At 44.4% G+C, this 17463-nt stretch carries 16 protein-coding genes; 3 read left to right on the top strand and 13 right to left on the bottom strand.

Annotation, left to right across the window (positions count from 1 at the left end; genetic code table 11):
- Positions 1-99: 99 nt before the first annotated feature.
- The 12 genes from BUB28_RS12420 to BUB28_RS12355 form a co-directional block, all read right to left on the bottom strand.
- A complete protein-coding gene (locus tag BUB28_RS12420) occupies positions 100-525 on the bottom strand; it encodes an Hsp20/alpha crystallin family protein (RefSeq protein WP_072951873.1) in 426 nt (141 codons plus the stop codon).
- Positions 526-752: 227 nt separating this feature from the next.
- Positions 753-1280, bottom strand: coding sequence for a hypothetical protein (locus BUB28_RS12415; protein ID WP_072951872.1), 528 nt, complete (start codon positions 1278-1280; stop codon positions 753-755).
- 131 nt (positions 1281-1411) lie between these two features.
- On the bottom strand, positions 1412-3196 hold the full coding sequence (locus BUB28_RS12410; protein WP_072951871.1) for a sensor domain-containing diguanylate cyclase: 1785 nt from the start codon (positions 3194-3196) through the stop codon (positions 1412-1414).
- A gap of 34 nt (positions 3197-3230) precedes the next feature.
- Positions 3231-3707 carry a Cys-tRNA(Pro) deacylase gene (ybaK, locus tag BUB28_RS12405; protein ID WP_072951870.1) on the bottom strand — a complete coding sequence of 159 codons (477 nt, stop codon included), beginning with the start codon at positions 3705-3707 and terminating at the stop codon, positions 3231-3233.
- A gap of 427 nt (positions 3708-4134) precedes the next feature.
- A complete protein-coding gene (locus tag BUB28_RS12395; protein ID WP_072951868.1) occupies positions 4135-4599 on the bottom strand; it encodes a GNAT family N-acetyltransferase in 465 nt (154 codons plus the stop codon).
- Positions 4600-4780: 181 nt separating this feature from the next.
- The gene (locus tag BUB28_RS12390) at positions 4781-5392 is read right to left on the bottom strand and encodes an epoxyqueuosine reductase QueH (protein WP_072951867.1); all 612 of its coding nucleotides are present in this window, start codon (positions 5390-5392) and stop codon (positions 4781-4783) included.
- A complete protein-coding gene (locus BUB28_RS12385; protein ID WP_072951866.1) occupies positions 5392-6258 on the bottom strand; it encodes a PSP1 domain-containing protein in 867 nt (288 codons plus the stop codon). The genes BUB28_RS12390 and BUB28_RS12385 overlap by 1 nt, the downstream gene beginning before the upstream one ends.
- 20 nt (positions 6259-6278) lie before the next feature.
- Entirely contained in the window at positions 6279-7262 is a 984-nt protein-coding gene (locus tag BUB28_RS12380) for a DNA polymerase III subunit (protein ID WP_072951865.1), read from the bottom strand.
- The gene (locus BUB28_RS12375) at positions 7259-8182 is read right to left on the bottom strand and encodes a diacylglycerol/lipid kinase family protein (protein WP_072951864.1); all 924 of its coding nucleotides are present in this window, start codon (positions 8180-8182) and stop codon (positions 7259-7261) included. The genes BUB28_RS12380 and BUB28_RS12375 overlap by 4 nt, the downstream gene beginning before the upstream one ends.
- 56 nt (positions 8183-8238) lie before the next feature.
- On the bottom strand, positions 8239-9888 hold the full coding sequence (locus tag BUB28_RS17430) for a GDSL-type esterase/lipase family protein (protein WP_081373509.1): 1650 nt from the start codon (positions 9886-9888) through the stop codon (positions 8239-8241).
- A 121-nt stretch (positions 9889-10009) separates the two neighbouring features.
- Positions 10010-11137, bottom strand: coding sequence for a hypothetical protein (locus tag BUB28_RS12360; RefSeq protein WP_072951863.1), 1128 nt, complete (start codon positions 11135-11137; stop codon positions 10010-10012).
- Between the two features lie 91 nt (positions 11138-11228).
- The gene (locus tag BUB28_RS12355; protein WP_072951862.1) at positions 11229-13298 is read right to left on the bottom strand and encodes a cellulase family glycosylhydrolase; all 2070 of its coding nucleotides are present in this window, start codon (positions 13296-13298) and stop codon (positions 11229-11231) included.
- A 444-nt stretch (positions 13299-13742) separates the two neighbouring features.
- On the opposite strand from BUB28_RS12355, the gene BUB28_RS12350 reads away from it, so the two are divergent.
- Together BUB28_RS12350 and cysK are read left to right on the top strand one after the other, a co-directional pair.
- A complete protein-coding gene (locus tag BUB28_RS12350; RefSeq protein ID WP_072951861.1) occupies positions 13743-14615 on the top strand; it encodes a hypothetical protein in 873 nt (290 codons plus the stop codon).
- Positions 14616-14872: 257 nt separating this feature from the next.
- On the top strand, positions 14873-15799 hold the full coding sequence (gene cysK / locus BUB28_RS12345) for a cysteine synthase A (RefSeq protein ID WP_072951860.1): 927 nt from the start codon (positions 14873-14875) through the stop codon (positions 15797-15799).
- 120 nt (positions 15800-15919) lie between these two features.
- Here cysK and BUB28_RS12340 read toward each other — a convergent pair whose 3' ends face one another.
- A complete protein-coding gene (locus BUB28_RS12340) occupies positions 15920-16354 on the bottom strand; it encodes an RrF2 family transcriptional regulator (RefSeq protein WP_072951859.1) in 435 nt (144 codons plus the stop codon).
- A gap of 209 nt (positions 16355-16563) precedes the next feature.
- On the opposite strand from BUB28_RS12340, the gene BUB28_RS12335 reads away from it, so the two are divergent.
- Positions 16564-17190: a hypothetical protein gene (locus BUB28_RS12335; protein WP_072951858.1), complete on the top strand. Its 627-nt coding sequence runs from the start codon at positions 16564-16566 to the stop codon at positions 17188-17190.
- Positions 17191-17463 lie beyond the last annotated feature (273 nt).

Genomic DNA, 17463 nt, shown 5'->3' with positions numbered 1-17463 from the left:
TCGACGTCCCACCAGCCTGATAACAAAAAAAGGAGCCACGAAGAGGTTATGGCTCTTCATGGCTCAATGAGGGTGTATTTTATTATGGCAGGCTTGCCATTACTTTATTTCAAGACGCTTTGCAACAGGAGCTTCTGGAGCTTTCTTAGGCAGCTCAATTGTGAGTATGCCGTTCTTGTACTCCGCGCTTACAGCATCTGTATTTACATCTCCGATGTCGAAGCTTCTCCTGTACGAGCCGAATGTGCGCTCGCGGCGGATATAGTTGCCCTTATCGTCCTTTTCATCATTGTTTGTACTGTGCTCAGCAGCTATAGTAAGCTGCGAGCCGTTGATATCAAGCTTGATATCCTCCTTCTCGAAGCCCGGGAGCTCCGACTGCATAACGTACTTGTCTCCGTCATCGCGGATATCTGTACGACAGTTGTTTACCGGCATATTACTGCCGAAAAAGTTTTTGTCAAAGTCATTGAATGCGTCCCACAGACCAAAGCCTGTGCCGCCGAAAGGTGTAAGTCCATACATAAGTCATGCCTCCAAATAATTATTTCGCTTATCACTATGACAAGCTATCATATTTATCCTATGCAGTTTTCTTCATAATATGCACTACCCATCGGTATCGCTTCCTTTCGTTTCATTGTCTATATGATACAGCCGTATTTTGAAAGGAATATCAAGGTTTTGTGACAATATAATGAAAATTAGCACTCTCAATGTGAGAGTGCTAATCATCTGTTTTCACATTCACTTCAAAGCTTATCGGAAAGCCAGTCATAAACATCATTTATGTCGTTATTTCCCGAATATACGTCAGTCATGCACTTATTCTCGTGTATGCATACCTTCTCAAGCTTATCATTTTCATTACTGCATATACCGTACCATGCCATAGACGGAGCTTCCACAGCAGGCACCTCTGTAGGCTGGATAAGTCCGATATTATCCTGCTTTGAAGCAGCATCGAACTTTGTATAAGCCTTTTCGACCTCGTCCCTGTCGCCGCTCTTTATGAGCTTTATATCCTTTCCGAGCCTGCCCTGTGCGAAACTGCGGTTAAGCTCATTTATATCCATATTCTTTACGTCCTTGGATATTATGGCGTAACAGTTGCCGTTTTTGTCGCAGAATTTGCTTACAAACGAGTCCTCCGAGCTCTGACAGTACATAAAGACTATATCGGGCATCTTTGATTTTGTTATGGTTTTGTTCCTGCCGCAGCCCGTGCAGCAGCCTATGAGAAGAATAATTGCTGAGAATGCTGTTAATGTACGTTCCATAAGATCACCCCAATAAAATAGTTTTCTACTATATAAGTCGCTTCAGAAAGCCATTTCGTTGCACTTTTGAAAAAATTTCGTATGTCTACACAAATACAGCGTTCTGTTTTAGTAAGTAATCCCCAATAAAATCATATATATGCCTGTTTTTTGAGAAGTGCGGATATAGCCCTTCCTATAACGGCAAAATAATTTATATCTGCCACAGACCATTTCTTGAACCTTCCTATATAACAGAAAGATATCATGCCCTTTATCATGCTGTCCTCGGTTATGAGGTACTGTACCGCGCCCCCTATATTCTGCTCGGTAAGCTTCGCAAAGGCATTGTCATCGCGTCCTTCAAGCTCGTTTACGTTGTCGATGACGAATATACCGTCCCCCGAAAAACGGTCGGTATAGTTATTTTCGAGAAGATATGATGCATTTTTTGATGCGGCATTTCCGCAGCTTAGCATAAGTCCCATATCGCCGCCCGAAAATACGCATATATCGTCTATGCCGAACTGTGAGCGTACCTGCTCGATAAGCACCGATATATCGGGTATCCTGCCCAGAACGAGATTTTCCGCAAGTCCGCTGACAAAGCTAAGCTTTTTCGACGCTTCGCCCTTTCCGCTGAGGAAGGCTATCTTGTTCTCCATGTCCTTTTCAACAGGACCGTGCTTGTCCACGTCGTAGATAACATAGCGGTTCTGACCCTTTTCCTTAGCGATATACAGGGCTTTGTCCGCCTGCATGAAAAGCTCGTCATAGCTTTCGCTGTCAACAGGATATGTAGCCACGCCCATTGAACAGGTCAGGTGTATCTTGTCCGACCTGTCCGCAAATGCGAACTCCGTATTCGTCCTTATAGCTCGGAGAATTCCTCGCAAGTCCTCCTCGTCACGGGTATTTTCAAGGACTATGAGGAAGCCGCTTCCGCTTATTCTTCCTGCAATACCGCGCGAACCTATTGCCGACCTTATCACAGAAGCCACCTTGTATATGACCTCATCGCCGAAAAGATGTCCATAGCCTCCGTTTATATCAGTGAAATTGTCGATATCCAGTATCACAAGATTTACTTTATAGGCAGGCTTTTCCGCAAGTATCTCCTGCGTAAAGGCAGTTACCGCACGCTTGTTGAGAAGTCCCGAAAGAGAGTCCTTGTTTGCTTCAAGCGCAAGGTTTACGTCCTTTGTCCTGCTGCGCGAATTCACCACGGAAATAATACCGCTGACCCTTTTCACATCAGGCATATCATAACGCGTCATTCCCCTGAAAAGACAGGTCTCACGGGTCTTGCCCTCTGTGAACATCGACGTTTCAAGCTCATGATCAAAGCGGTAGACTCCGCTTGTGATATCCCTGCAAAGAGCGGTGAAGGTCTCGATGTATCTTGTGAGGACATAGCCTGCTTCCACAGCGTTTCTGCGCCATTTTTCAAGCTCCTCGTCCATGAGGACTATCTCGCGGAAGCAATCGAACATATATATCCGTATGCGCTTAGTCTCAAAGCTGTACTCAAAGGCAAGATCGGAAATAAGGCTGAGTACGCTGCGGTATTCGCAAGCCTTGCTCTCGCGGCTGTACGCAAGGGACTCTAGCGACAGCACATCACTGAAGGTTATAGAGTAAAGGGGCTCGCTCTCACCTGCGCCGAAAAACCTTACCGCCGCAAGTATCCAGCGGTATTCACCGCTTACGCCCTTCATGCGTATCACAGTCCTGCGCACCTCTCCTGCCGCCGTATTCTCTATACATTCGACCAGCCGCGGAAAGTCCTCATCGTCTATGGTACGCCTTATGGAATATGTAACATCATTTCCGAAAAATGTAAAAAAAGCTTCATCTCCGCTCTGGGTATGGAAGCTTTTGTCTACGACTACTCTGCCGACACTGTATGATCTTTCGCTTATGAGATCACTGCTCATATTCCGCCTCCCTTCAGAGCAACATCACATAGGATCAGAGGATAATATCCTCGAATTTACCGCGTATAGCCTTCACCAGCTCCTGCGGTGAAAGATGTATCTGTACGCCTATGCGTCCACCGCTGATGAAGAAAAGAGGCAGGCTCTCCGCACTGTTATGCACCACCGTCATAAACTGCTTCTTCATGCCGATAGGAGTGCAGCCGCCGCGGACATAGCCTGTTATTTTCGTTATGTCCTTTACGTGGATAAGCTCCACGGACTTCTCTCCTACGCTCTTTGCAGCCTTTTTCATATCAAGCTCCAGTGCTACAGGTATAAGGAAGCAGAAATAGTTTCCGCTCTTACCCTGTGCAACTAAGGTCTTGAAGGTCTCCTCCAAAGGCTGTCCCAGCTTTTCGGCGGTGTGTATACCGTCTATGAACTCGTCGCACTCATAGGTCTGCACCGTATATTCTATCTTGCTTTTATCAAGAAAACGCATAGCGTTTGTTTTTAGTTCTTTTCCCATTATCTTCACTCCTGAAACTTTATTAATCCGGTCCGCCCCATTTAGTCAGCTCAATACCGAGCCACACAAAAAAAGAATGAATTATCAGCCATGAAACGATAAAACATATCCTTAATCTTTTTAGATCGGGTTCTTCATTGTTTTCCTCTGCTCTTCGGATATGCGCTTTCGCACAAAGGAAATATATCCCAAACCATATTATTATGTAACCTATACCGCAAAGAATAATCTGAAAAGTAAATTTATCCATCATCTGTTCACCTCTTATACAGGTGGATACTATCCGCCCTCAATAGTCAACAAATATGTGTTCTGTTTTTTGTTCAAAACATAGAATTCAAAATTAATTTTTCCAATATTCAATGTTTTTCCGTTGAAAAACAGCTCATTTCAGCCCTTTTACAAAAAGCATAATGCACGTCAGACTTTAACGGCTTATAAGCTCCTTGTTTTTTATCACAAAGCCGTTATGCGTGTATAATTCAACCGCTCTTTTATTCCATTCAGCCACATGGAGCGTTATAGGCTCGCCGGTATATTCTCTGATATGCCCTATCGCCCATATGAGCAGCTGCTTACCGTATCCCCTGCCATGATACTTCCTATTCACTATCAGGTCATCAATTTCCGCACCGAAGCAGCCTACGCTGCCGATGATAGTTTCGCCCTCCATGAGCAGAAAGATATTTTCCTTCTTTCCGTTCATCTGTCTGATATCGGAATAGAAATCATATGGCTCGATATCCAGAGCTTTCCGCATATCGTAAAAGCACTCATTGTACACTTGCTCATACTGACTGTAATAATCATCGTAAAAGGGCAGCATTTCAAGCTCGTCTGTCTCGAAACTGCTGCCTGTGTATTCCATTTCGTATATGAAAAAGCTGTTCATAATATGTACCTGTTTAATTCGGAATTCGTAATTAGGAATTGATGTATCGCCTCACGGCGATGGATTTTAAGAATATCATTTCAATTTATCGGCGAAGCCGACACCATTAATTCCGAATTCCGAATTCCTAATTCCGAATTAAAATGCTCGCCCATACACGGGACGTCGAGGACGCCGTCCCCTACTTTTTACTAAAAACGCAGCCGCAGTAATTCTGCCGATACAGATTATACTGCCTTGACAGCTCTATCGAATGTTTATAGCCCTCATGCTTCTTGAAATCGGAGAAGAGATACGGTACTCCGCACTCCTCCTGCAAACGGGCTCCGCACTCGTTGATAAAGGCGCAGTCCTTATGGGGGCTGATAGTAAGGGTAGTTGTAAAAAAGTCGCAGCCAAGCTCCTTAGCCTTTGCTCCTGCCTTGCGGAGTCGGTACTCTATGCACCTCTGACAGCGCTCACCGCGCTCGGGAAGGTCTTCAAGCCCCTTTGCAAGCTCATAAAAGGGAGTCGGGTCATAGGGCTCTTCAATGATAGGTATATCAAGCCCCATTTCCCCCACCAGCCTTTTAAGCTCCTCATACCTGAATGTGAACTCCTCCTCGGGAGCTATGTTGGGATTGCAGAAATACAGCGTTATACGAAAGTATTTCTCCAATACTGTAAGTGTATGGCTGCTGCAAGGCGCACAGCAGGCATGGAGCAGCAAAAGCGGTCTCTCGCCGCTCTTTTCGAGCTCTGCAAGCTTCTTATCCAGAAGCAGACCGTAATTGGTCTTAGGCTGTGCGTTCATTATTTATCCTCAAGGCTTTTCAGTGCCTTCATTTCCTCACGGTTTATCTTTATCTCAGCGTCCTTCAGGAGCTTTACCTCGCTCCTGTCAAGAGTTACGGGCACTTCCGATTTGTCGGTCTTTACGCGGAGCTTTCCTGTGATAAGGTTTACGTCCTCGACTCTGCCCTTGTCGCCGTCGGGAGTAACTACGATAGCGCCTATCTTAGGAGTTATCTTCAGAAGCTCCTCATAAGCGTTCTGCTCGTTTTTGAGACAGCACATAAGCCTTCCGCAGGTACCTGAAATCTTTGTAGGATTGAGGGAAAGTCCCTGCTCCTTAGCCATTTTGATAGATACAGGCTGGAAATCGCCCATATAGCCCTTACAGCAGAATTCTCTGCCGCAGATGCCCAGACCGCCAAGTATCTTGGCTTCATCTCTCACGCCTATCTGACGTAGCTCTATTCTTGTTCTGAATACAGCCGCAAGGTCCTTTACCAGTTCACGGAAGTCAACACGGTTCTCGGCTGTAAAGTAAAAGAGGAGCTTATTGTTATCGAATGTACACTCAACATCTACAAGCTTCATACTGAGCTTGCGGAATGCAATTTTCTCCTCGCATATCTTGAAAGCGTCCTTTTCACGCTGCTTGTTTTTTTCAACTATTTTCATATCGTTGCTGTCTGCAAGCCTTATAATAGGCTTCAGCGGCGACGATATCATTTCGTCCTCTATCTGACGATTAGCAATAACTACCTCTCCGCACTCAACTCCGCGGACTGTCTCGACTATTGCATGGTCTCCCACCTGTGCCTGTATATCTCCGGGTGAGAAATAATATATTTTTCCAACACTTTTAAAGCGTACTCCGACTATTTCCTTCATAGAAAGCTCCTAACTATGGTCTATCCTGCGATATCCATTATCTCAGCGCACAGTGCTGTCAGCACCAGCGGTATACTTACATTGCTCTCGACTGCGCCCCACGCCTTTTCAATGCATGAATGTATCTTTGCAGACTGACCTGCGGTGAGAAGCTCCGAAAGTCTTGCTGCGGTCTCACGGTTACAGCCTATAGTCTGGCCGTTTGCGTCCTTTCCAAGCACTGCTGCATCACGCATAAGCTTGTCGAGCATAGAAAGCACCTCTCTTACGTCATCTCGTTCCCGTCCGAGGGAGAATAATCCCACGCTGAGAGCGTACTCATCTTTTTTTATTATACTATCTGCGAGTGCTTTTGTCAAATCCACACGCTTTCTCAGTTCCTCATCTGTTATATAATGCTCACACATACCTATACAGCCGTGAAAACATTCCACAGCCCTGCGTATGTCATCGGGCTCATAGCCGCTTTCGGCAAGTGCCTGCGCAGCCTCCTCCTCAGTGCATGGCGAGGTATTGAAGCACACGCATCGGGAAATGATAGTGGGCAGGAATTCCGACTTTGAACCGCAGGTAAATATGAAATATGCGTAATCAGGCGGTTCTTCTATAAGCTTCAGCAGAGAGTTCTGAGTTCTTGTGTCAACGTTGTGGCAGTCCTCGAAAATATACACCTTGCAGCCGCTGCTGTTATTGGGCTTTACGTATGCATCTGCTATTACATCTCTTGCGGTTTCGACCTTGAAATTATTGAGCTTGCCTGATTTTTCAGGAAAGATCACATCGGGGTGTATCCCCTTTTCTATATTCATGCAGGCATTGCATACTCCGCAGGGCTTTCCGTCTACAGGAGAGCTGCACATAAGCGACTGCGTATAGTACCGCGCCATAAGCTTCCTGCCGCTGCCCTTTTCTCCGCATATAAGCAGAGAATGTGCAGTCCTGCCGCTTGAAGCCATTCCTGCAAGAGTATCAAGGAGCTGCTTGTTTCCATAGATTTTTTTCATACCAATTCCTTTTCAAAGGGAAGTTTTTCTTTATCTGCCACCACGAACGGCACTGCTTTTTTATGGCAGCAGAAACTGTTCACTATTTCTTCGCCGCCGTATTCGCCGTCCCTTGTCCATGAGAACGGCTCGTCGGAAAGATTGGTTATAGTCACCTTGTTCGTGCGGAAAAAGATAATGTTCTTATCCGTCATATCATTCTTCAAAAGTGAAAGAGCAGTCTTTCCAAGCTCCGCAGGATTTCGCGGCTTTCTTATGAGAGTCACCTCGAAAATACCGTCATCGAGCAGGAAATCCTTCATTTTTATCATTCCCGCAACGGAAGAGGTATTTGTGACCATGCCGTATACGAAATCCCCCTCTATGACCATATCCTCGTATTCTATGCGCATAGGCTTTGCCTTTATGTGACCAAGCTCCTTTGCGCCGTCTGCGATATACGCAGCGTGTCCGAACACATTCTTGACTTTCTGAGAGGTCTCGTAGGTTATATTTGTAAAAGCTCCGAAGGCAGCCACATACGAGAAGTATCTGTCATTGAAGCCGCCTACGTCGCAAAATACAGGCTCTCCCTGAGCAGCGACCACTGCTGCTTTCAGCTGGTCGGAGGGTATACCCAGACTCTTTGCAAAATCATTTGTAGAGCCCGCAGGTACATAGCCTATAGGTATCCTTCTGTTACTGCCCATTACCCCTTGAAGGCACTGACTTAATGTTCCGTCGCCGCCTGCCACTACAAGCTTGTCAAAGCCGTTCTCACAGGCGTAAACAGCCTGCTCCACGGCATCATCACCGCTCTGCGTGGTATGCACGGTAACTTCATATCCGTTTTTTACGAATTCGTCGATTATTTTCCCCAGCTTCTTGCTGATGACAGCCTTGCCTGCAACAAGATTTACTATAAAATAAATTTTCTTCATTTATATTCTCCCTATATGACGATGCGGACAGTTTTGCCTGTCCGCTGTCGTTGTATTCACTTTTTACGAGTTTTTATGAACTCCTCAATTGACTTTGCATCTGTTGTGTTTGAAATGTAAGCATAGTAAGCAAGTACCCTTGAAGCGTCAACAGAGTCTATAAGACCGTTCTTGTCAACATCGGCAGCCTTCTGCTGAGTTTCGCTGAACTTGCCCTTTGCATTGTTTGATGAAAGTCTTGCGTACTCGGCAAGGATACCTGAAGCATCTACGGAATCAACAAATCCGTCGTTGTTTATATCGCCCAGCTTTATATTAGCAGGCTGTGTTGTTGTAGTTGTAGTAACAGGCTTTGTTGTTGTAGTAGAAGTTGTTGTCTTTTTTGTAGTTGTTGTAGTCTTTGATGTTGTGGTAGTAGTTGGCTTTGAAGTAGTAGTTGTGGTCTTAGATGTAGTAGTTGTTGTTGTAGGCTTAGATGTTGTAGTAGTTGTCTTTGAAGTCGTTGTTGTAGTTGTTGGCTTCTTTGTTGTAGTCGATGTAGTTGTGGTGGTAGTAGTAGTTTTTGATGTAGTAGTTGTTGTAGGTGTCGGCTTTTCACCTGCTACCTTCTTATATGTTGCATAAGCTATTGCAGGATACTTGTCCTTGTCGCTGATACCGTTGTATACTTCTGTGAGAAGGCCGTCATCAACGTGGAGCTTGCCTATCTTATTGAGAATAGCTGCCGCAATAGCGAGATGTCCCTTCTGGTTCGGGTGAACGTCCATAGTGGAGAGTCCGCCTGTCTGAACATCTACAAAGTAGTTTGCATTACCCGGAGTATCTGTCGAAAGATCGCCCTCATAAGCTGTGAACTCTGTCTTTACATCAACGACATCAATGCCGTCAACAGCATTTATCTGATCTGAATAGCTTCCCATTACAGTTTCCATCTGAGATCTTAAAAGGCTGATAAAGGTCGCATTGTTAGACTTCTTGCCGTATGTCTTCTCGATATATGTGGGCTCAAACTGGATAGGCTGATAAATAGTCTGAACCATTATCTTTGCATCTGGATTTACAGCCTTTATCTTATCCGCAGCAGTTTCTATATTAGGGATAATATGGGTTTCGATATATCCCTCGTAGGTCTTATTTTTAAAGCTGAGATTGCTTCCGATATTGCCGAAAAGTGTAGAGAGCTCTATCTGCGCTCTGATACCGCTGTTTGCGTATGAAAGGATACTGTTTATATTCAGTACCTTTGTAAGTGTGGACATAGTAGGATTTTTCGGGATATCTGCTGCTGTATAGCCTTCATTGAAAAAGTTATTATCAGTCTTTGATAACGCAAAATCCACAAGTGCCTTTGCGATATACTGCATGATATCATTTCCGCCTATGGAAATAACAACATATTCCGCATCGGAAATATTCTTTTTCTGCTCAGCTGAAAGCTTGTCTATGCGTCCGAGCATATCATCTGTAGTATCGCCTACTACTGCGTAGTTTGACACCTTGCAGCCAAGATAATCGCCGCATATCTCGCCATAGTTGTGAGCTACATTTCCCTTCATTGTATAGCCTGTTGCAATGCTGTCGCCAAAAATCACCATTCCCGACTTGTCCGACGCAGCTGTTATCTTTTCAGCCGCACTGCATGGTACGCAAGCTATGGCTGAAACGGTCATAGCCGCCGAGAGTAATGTTGATAAAAACTTTTTCATAGGTTCCTCCTCTGTTTGAATATGGATTTTATTGCTGCATTTTTGCTGACAGAAAAATACCGCAGCTAAATGTAGTATATAATATTATCTTTTTTCTGTCAAGCGGCAAATTTAACTAATTTTACATCAAACTCACATAAACAGCGAAATTTCTTCTGATTTTTTCGTTGAAATATACTCTTACCCGTTCGTTTGTCCCGAACTGTTCATAGTACTTCCTTTCAGTCTCAAGAGACTGGATATACTGCTGAGAATCGGGAAATATCATAGTAAAAAAGCATCTTCCCGCCTCATCGTTCTTGTCTATTATTATACCGTCGGCATAGGTGGTAAAGCCTTCTGCAAGGGGCTTTCTGAACGCTGCGCCCCATGTCATAAGGAGCATTATCCCCGAAACGAACATAACGCCGAAAATAATAATAGCCTTTTCGATATTGCCCTCCTGCTTGCAATTGTATATACCTATTAAGCAAATAAGCGTGATGACAAGGGAGATGAGCCATGTAATACTGGTAAGTCCGCGTCCTAAGGGTCTGCACGAGCGCATATCCTCGGGCAAAGCCTTATATTCATCATCTGAAGCAGTATACTTGGTAAGCTGATAAAAATCTATCTTTTCATAGTACTGATAATCGGGGATCTCTGCATTTACCGCTTTAAACTCCTCAGCAACGCTGCCGACCTTGTCATGCTCAGCCGCATCTGCGGATATAGGCACAAGGAAAGCATCTGTTGCTTTTCTTACGATGAGCACAGTCTGTCCCGTATAATAAAGCTTGCGGTATTTTATACTTACAAGCTGCTCTGTGCCGTGTATTGCAACAGTATGAACAGTATAGGCTTTACTATTGGTTTTGCCGCTCCGTACCACGTCTGTTTTCACAACTACTCCCGGAATTACCATTGATTCGGTAGTTATGCGCTCTCTGAGTTCCAGATCAGCAGCTAAATAAGTCAAAACACCAACAAAAAGGTCAAGAGGAACGAACACCATAAGCCGCATATAAAGTGCGGTATCTTTTTCAGTGAAAAGATAGTATATTGAGCCTAAAATGAACGCTATACAAAGCAAAATGCCTAATCCTAATGGTGATACCAGCTTTTTTGCGAGACTTGTGTATTTTTTCGGAAGTGCCGCTAATTCTCCGTTTGTTATTTTTCTGTAGCATAGCCTGTTCTTATCAGTCATCGTATATGAACTCAACAGGTCAGGATCGCTCATTTTTTCCTTTTTTCTGAAAATATCCATGGTGTTCCACCCCTATATCATGTTAATTCGGTAATTGTATCATATTAAGATTACTGCCTGTTCAGAAAATGAACAGGCAGATGATGATTACTTATTTTGCGCCTTCCATGATAGCTCCAAGAAGTCCGCCGTCCCATGTAAGTGCTCCTCTGTTGAAGATGCCGAAGCTTGATTCTCCGCTCATCTTTCCGTTATCCCATACAAAGCACTTTATACCGTTAGCCTTTGCGCTGCTGACGTAATACTTGTAGTAATCGCAGCGTACAGCCGAACTTGCCGCATTTACACAGCCGAATTCATCTATTATCACAGGTGTTCCCTTGTCGATGAACTTCTTTTTAAGCTCTGCAAACTTCGCACTTACTTCGTCTCTTCCGCTGTCGGTAAAGGCTGTTTCAGAGCCCTCGGCAAACTTCCACGGTGCGTAGTAATGCACGGAAAGAATTATATTTCCGCCTGTTGGCACTCTGAAATCATTGAGCGCTATACTGTCGGCAGAAGCCGCATATGTGGTTACGATAAGTGTTCTTGCAGCATTGTTTCCGCCACTCTTGCGGACTGCCTCCACAAAGTCCTTAGCGTAATCGTTTATTACTGTACGCTCCTCCTTTGTGCCGCCCATCCATTCCATTGTTGAACCGACCGTTCTCGGCTCGTTCATACCTTCAAATATGAGTCTGTCATCATAATCCGCAAAGCGCTGGCATATCTGCTCCCATATAGTCTTGAGCCTGAAGCTGTCGCCGTTATATGATGACTTCTGCGGCTCGAACCAGATATAGTCGTCGTGGTGCATATTGATTATAACGAACATACCCTCGTCATAAGCGTAATCTACGACCTCCTGTACGCGGTCCATCCATTCATCGCTGATAGTGTCGCCGTCCATGTGCTCAGCCCACGTTACAGGTATTCTTATAGCATTGAAGCCTGCCGCCTTGACAGACTGTATCATTTCCTTTGTAGTTCTGGCATTGCCCCATGAAGTTTCGGTATCAAGGCCTTTCTTATCGGTCTTGTAGCTGTCAAGGGTATTGCCGAGGTTCCAGCCCACCTTTATCTCCGAAACTATCTCATCTGCTGTACGGAAGCCGCGTTCAGCCGCAGCAACTGTTGCAGTCTGTATAGTAACGTTTTCTGTAGGCGCAGCTGTAGTGGTCTTAACAGGGAATTCTCCTGTAAAGCCCTCGCCCTGACTGTACTTTACGGATACAGAATCAAGGGTAACGGAAGGCTGCTCGCTCCACCAGTATCCCAGCACAAGCTCGTTGTTCTGAGCAATACACTCCTTAGCCTTGTCAGGCACGAACCATACCAGCTCTATGCTTGAATCATTGGTAAATACAGCCGTGTCTCCCGACTGATACTTCCCCTTGGTGGAATTTATGCCGAATGCTCCCGTGAATTTTCCGAAGCCTCCTGCCGCACTCACCTTGAAGGTGACCACCTGAGGTATTACCTTATCGGGAATAAAATCAAGAGGTACATGGATAGTATTGTCGGTGTCTGAATAATTAACGCTCAATCCGACATCTGCCGTTCCCATACCGTCAACAGGGACCTCTCTCGTTCTTTCGTATGTACATACAACGTTCTCTATTCTGATACTCTCACAATTGCCCCACCAGTATCCGAACAGGACCTCTCCGCCTGCGTGTATGTAGTCTTTCAGCTCCTCGGGTACTTCCCATGTTATCTCACCATAGCTTCCCTGAGTAGGTGCTGAAAAGTCAGGGCTCTGGTACCAGCCCTTGTTTGTCGCAGAAGGACAATCAGTATCAACAGCTATACCGCAGCCGCCCTTAAAGCCCCCGATGTCACTGCCGTCTGTTGAATAGATAGTGAAGGTAAACGACTTTACTCTGTCGCCGTCCTCGATAAGGTCAGCAAGAGGGAACTTGATAGTATTGCTTCCCTCAGCTCGTCCGATAGTCCTGTTAACTGTTATCTGCGAATTAAGTGTTGCGGAAACGGTCTCAACTGGGCTTATATGCTCGGTCGCCATCTCTGTAGTTTCCTCCTCGGTAATAACGGTAGTAATTTTCTCCTGTGTTTCCTTCTCTTTCTCAGAAACCTCAGAAGCCCCCTTTTTCTTTGCGCAGCCGACTGCTGCTACAGCTAATACCGCAGCCATTGTCAGTGCGATCTTCCTTATCCTCATTTCAATTTTCCTCTCCTCATCAAAGATGATAACGAAAACTCAAACATCGCCGATACCCCATATCTCTGCCGATTGCTGCTTGTCATGAGTTAAAATAGTGTATCTTACAGCAACGGCATATCAAATATCGGTTTTAAGAACACTTACTATAATTATAACATGATATCGTCTGTTTTGCAATATCCGTTTTAAACTAATATACATTAAATTGGTATGATTTTATTTATTAAACTGCCTATAACTTAATCATTTTCTGACATTCAAGTAAAAAATGACAGAACGATGAAATATCCGTGGTGATTATGCAAAGAATTGATTACAATTTGTTATTCGGCTTGACAAATACCAAACGCGCGTGTATAATTAGATTAAGATAAGCGGAGAGCACTGCTTCGCATTTTTGATCGTATAAAACTCTTATATGAAATGAAAGGATACAAAACTATGAGTGATTTAAGAAAAAGAATGATCGCTGCTGCAACTGTTGCCTGTGTTATGCTTACGTCAGCAGTTTCATGTATGAACTCAAACAAGAAGGAAACAGGCAATGATTCAAACAGCCCGACTTCCGCAACAGAAGATAAAACTTCTCCTACCCTCGAACATCTAGATAATGAAAAGGGCGCTGTTATCGTAACACCTTTCCAGTCAGGTTCACCTGCCGATCTCGGACTTGCAGAAGCTCCTGATGCTGCTACTCCTCTTGACGCTGCTGATCCTACACAGCCTGCTACAGAGATAGTTGAGGTAACTGAGGCAAACGGCGAAAAGGCTACAGACGCTCAGGGTCAGGTAGTTACACAGATCGTTACAAAGGCTGCCGAAGATGCAACTTCTGCTTCTCCAAGCAACTATGTGAGCAAGATCGACAGCAGATACTGTCTCTGGATGGATATCTCAAAGGATAAGGACTTTGTATTCAACGACGACTTCATCGAGGTATACTTCAAGCTCAAGGAAAATATCCCCGAGAAGGATTACGGTATAAGATTCAACCCTGATTTCTCAACTATCGGCGGCGATTCACTCAAGCCCGATAAGATCATTCAGGGTAATATCAGAGTCGGCGGAGATATCGAGGCTCAGGACGTTTCATCAGAGTCAGGCTTCGTAGCTTACGGCGACAACGTTTCCGCTAAGCCCGGCGAAGAGGTATGCTACCGCATAAACCTCAAGAACAACCCGGGTATGGCTGCTATGCTGGTATGGATCTACTACGATTCAAATGCTATGGAGGTCGAGGACGTTATCCCGTCAGGTGAATTCGGTAAATTCGCTTCATCTGCTTCCACAGGCGAAAAGCCAAAGTCAAACTAAAAGTTCAAAAGCTCCCGATATTTCGGGAGCTTTATTTTTTACACAAAAAAATTGAAAAAAATTCTTAAAAAGGGGTTGACAAATGTAAATATTGCTGTTATAATAAAATCATACCAAACATATAGGAAATATAGTAGAATGTGATGAGGTGAGATGAATGTACAGTATTCCTTCAAAACGATGTTGAATATCTGTTGTAGAAAAGCTTTTAATAACACGCAAATTTAATTATATTTATATAAAAGGAGATATTATTTATGAAAACTTATAAGAAGATAACTGACCTTATCGGCGGAACCCCTCTTCTCGAACTCACAAACCTCGAAAAGAACAACGAGCTTGAAGCTACTATCCTCGCTAAGCTTGAATACTTCAACCCGGCAGGAAGCGTTAAGGACAGGATCGCAAAGGCTATGATCGACGATGCCGAGGCTAAGGGACTTCTCCACGAGGGTAGCGTTATCATCGAGCCTACCAGCGGTAATACAGGTATCGGTCTTGCTTCCGTTGCTGCTTCAAGAGGCTACAGACTTATCATCACAATGCCTGAGACAATGAGTATCGAAAGACGCAACCTTATGAAGGCTTACGGTGCAGAGCTCGTTCTCACAGAGGGTGCAAAGGGCATGAAGGGTGCCATCGCAAAGGCTGAGGAGCTTGCTTCCGAGATCAAGGGCAGCTTTATCCCTTCACAGTTCACTAACCCTGCTAACCCTGCTATCCACGAAAAGACAACAGGTGTTGAGATCTGGGACGATACTGACGGAAAGGTAGATATCTTCGTTGCAGGTGTTGGTACAGGCGGTACCGTAAGCGGTACAGGTGCTTACCTCAAGTCAAAGAACCCAAATGTAAAGGTAGTTGCTGTAGAGCCTAAGAGTTCACCTGTTCTCTCAGAGGGCACAGCAGGTCCTCACAAGATTCAGGGTATCGGCGCAGGCTTCGTTCCTGAGACACTTAATACAAGCATTTATGATGAGGTCATCGCAGTTACAAATGAGGACGCTTTTGAAACAGGCAGAAGCATTGCAAGAAATGACGGCGTACTCGTTGGTATTTCTTCAGGTGCTGCTGTATGGGCTGCTATACAGCTTGCTAAGCGCCCCGAGAACAAGGGCAAGACTATCGTAGCACTCCTTCCTGATACAGGCGAGCGTTACCTTTCAACTCCTATGTTTGAATAATTCTTATATGCCATTATACAGCAAAATCGGAGCTTTACAGCTCCGATTTTTGTTTTCTCGTTCATTTAAACAAGCGCACAGCTGCGCCGATTTCCTGACAGCTGATGTTCAGGGTCTGATCTATATACAATAGTCTCCGCCCCTAACATTGCCACGGTCTATTATGGTCTGTAGGGATATGCCGTCAAGATATTCGTTTATAGCTTTATAAAGCCCGTCCCAGACAAAAAGTGTTGAACATTCATTGACTCTCGGACATTCATTGGGTTCAAATTCAAGACAGGCTACCGGAGCAAGACTTCCCTCTGTAGCTCTCAATACATCACCCACAGAGATCTCACTTGCTTTGCCTGAGAGCATATAGCCGCCCCTGTTTCCGCGATTAGTTCTGAGAAGTCCTGTTTTATTAAGAAGGGGAACTATCTGTTCGAGATATTTTTTGGATATACCTTGTCTGTCGGCAATATCCTTCAGCGATACATACCCTTCCTCCTGATGAACAGCAAGATCATACAACATTCTGAGTGCGTATCTGCCTTTTGTAGATATTTTCATAGGTACGCTCCTTTCAAGCAGTTTGCAAATATAATTATACCATAGGTTTACTATGTTTTGCAAGTGTTATTTTTCTTTTTTACGATCTTTTATTATTTTTCGCTTATCCTAATAAATCTTGACATTCCGCTGTAAAATGTGATATACTATAAATGTTATAAATAAAAATACGCCGCAAAGCGGCTTTTGCAATTCGGAGGATAGAAAAAATGAAAAAGACCAAGCTTTATGCATTGCTTCTTGCAGCTGTTTTAACAGCCTCTGCTTCCGCAGGCTGTCTCGGCAAAAAGCAGTCATCAACGACAACACCTCAGCCACGCCCTACTCATGCTGCCGATGACGAAAGATCGCCTGTTGACCTTTCTTCCATAGGCGTTAATGTTATAAACGGTGAATTAGGAACTATGGTATCCGAAAACGATACCGATTTCACACTGAACGCTGTTGTTGACCCCGGTATGCGCGACGAAAAGGCAAAGTTCATCTTCTTTGATATAACTCTCCGCAACAATACCGATAAGGAATACGAACTCAGCACACTCAATAATTTCTATATCGAGCTCCCTGCCGGCACCAAGCTTTATTCCGAGGTACGCACTCAGCTATATGCAGGCAGCCACTTCAAGGACGACAAGTATTTCGTCGATCCATTCACCATTCCTTCAAACGGACAGTTCAGCGGTCTCGTAGGCGGATTTATCCTCAATGAGGACATGAACGAATTCAATGTATGTTTCTTCCCCACAGGAAAAGACCCCAACAACAAAAAGACAGTTATCAAGTATAAGATAACTGCCGATAATATCACAGCACCCGATGCTTCGGTATTAAAGTAAATATAAGCAAAACAAAAAGCCTGCTTAACCTCGATACCCATATAGCAGTTTTGTAGTATTTATTGAGAGAACCCCTTTTGAAAAAGGGGCTTCTCTCAAACTCTCTCCCTAAAACTTTCAGTTTTATTTTTTCTCAGATAGGGCACACCCTGTATTACTTGCGGGTTTTTTTTATTTTTGGTGTGCCCTATCTGAGAAAAAATCAGCTAAAAAAGTCTTTGGAAAGGGGTTCGGGGGAAAGCCTTTCTTCAGAAAGGTTTCCCCCGATAAATA

It is taken from the genome of Ruminococcus flavefaciens, from assembly GCF_900143025.1.
In the GTDB taxonomy this organism is placed as follows: Bacteria; Bacillota; Clostridia; order Oscillospirales; family Ruminococcaceae; genus Ruminococcus; species Ruminococcus flavefaciens_I.
Note: the sequence above shows the minus strand (reverse complement) of the source record. Positions and strands in the feature narration are given on the sequence as shown.

Coding starts and splice junctions, on each gene's coding strand:
- BUB28_RS12420 (WP_072951873.1), bottom strand. CDS start 525: ATGTATGGACTTACACCTTTCGGCGGCACAGGCTTTGGTCTGTGGGAC.
- BUB28_RS12415 (WP_072951872.1), bottom strand. CDS start 1,280: ATGGAACGTACATTAACAGCATTCTCAGCAATTATTCTTCTCATAGGC.
- BUB28_RS12410 (WP_072951871.1), bottom strand. CDS start 3,196: ATGAGCAGTGATCTCATAAGCGAAAGATCATACAGTGTCGGCAGAGTA.
- ybaK (WP_072951870.1), bottom strand. CDS start 3,707: ATGGGAAAAGAACTAAAAACAAACGCTATGCGTTTTCTTGATAAAAGC.
- BUB28_RS12395 (WP_072951868.1), bottom strand. CDS start 4,599: ATGAACAGCTTTTTCATATACGAAATGGAATACACAGGCAGCAGTTTC.
- BUB28_RS12390 (WP_072951867.1), bottom strand. CDS start 5,392: ATGAACGCACAGCCTAAGACCAATTACGGTCTGCTTCTGGATAAGAAG.
- BUB28_RS12385 (WP_072951866.1), bottom strand. CDS start 6,258: ATGAAGGAAATAGTCGGAGTACGCTTTAAAAGTGTTGGAAAAATATAT.
- BUB28_RS12380 (WP_072951865.1), bottom strand. CDS start 7,262: ATGAAAAAAATCTATGGAAACAAGCAGCTCCTTGATACTCTTGCAGGA.
- BUB28_RS12375 (WP_072951864.1), bottom strand. CDS start 8,182: ATGAAGAAAATTTATTTTATAGTAAATCTTGTTGCAGGCAAGGCTGTC.
- BUB28_RS17430 (WP_081373509.1), bottom strand. CDS start 9,888: ATGAAAAAGTTTTTATCAACATTACTCTCGGCGGCTATGACCGTTTCA.
- BUB28_RS12360 (WP_072951863.1), bottom strand. CDS start 11,137: ATGGATATTTTCAGAAAAAAGGAAAAAATGAGCGATCCTGACCTGTTG.
- BUB28_RS12355 (WP_072951862.1), bottom strand. CDS start 13,298: ATGAGGATAAGGAAGATCGCACTGACAATGGCTGCGGTATTAGCTGTA.
- BUB28_RS12350 (WP_072951861.1), top strand. CDS start 13,743: ATGAGTGATTTAAGAAAAAGAATGATCGCTGCTGCAACTGTTGCCTGT.
- cysK (WP_072951860.1), top strand. CDS start 14,873: ATGAAAACTTATAAGAAGATAACTGACCTTATCGGCGGAACCCCTCTT.
- BUB28_RS12340 (WP_072951859.1), bottom strand. CDS start 16,354: ATGAAAATATCTACAAAAGGCAGATACGCACTCAGAATGTTGTATGAT.
- BUB28_RS12335 (WP_072951858.1), top strand. CDS start 16,564: ATGAAAAAGACCAAGCTTTATGCATTGCTTCTTGCAGCTGTTTTAACA.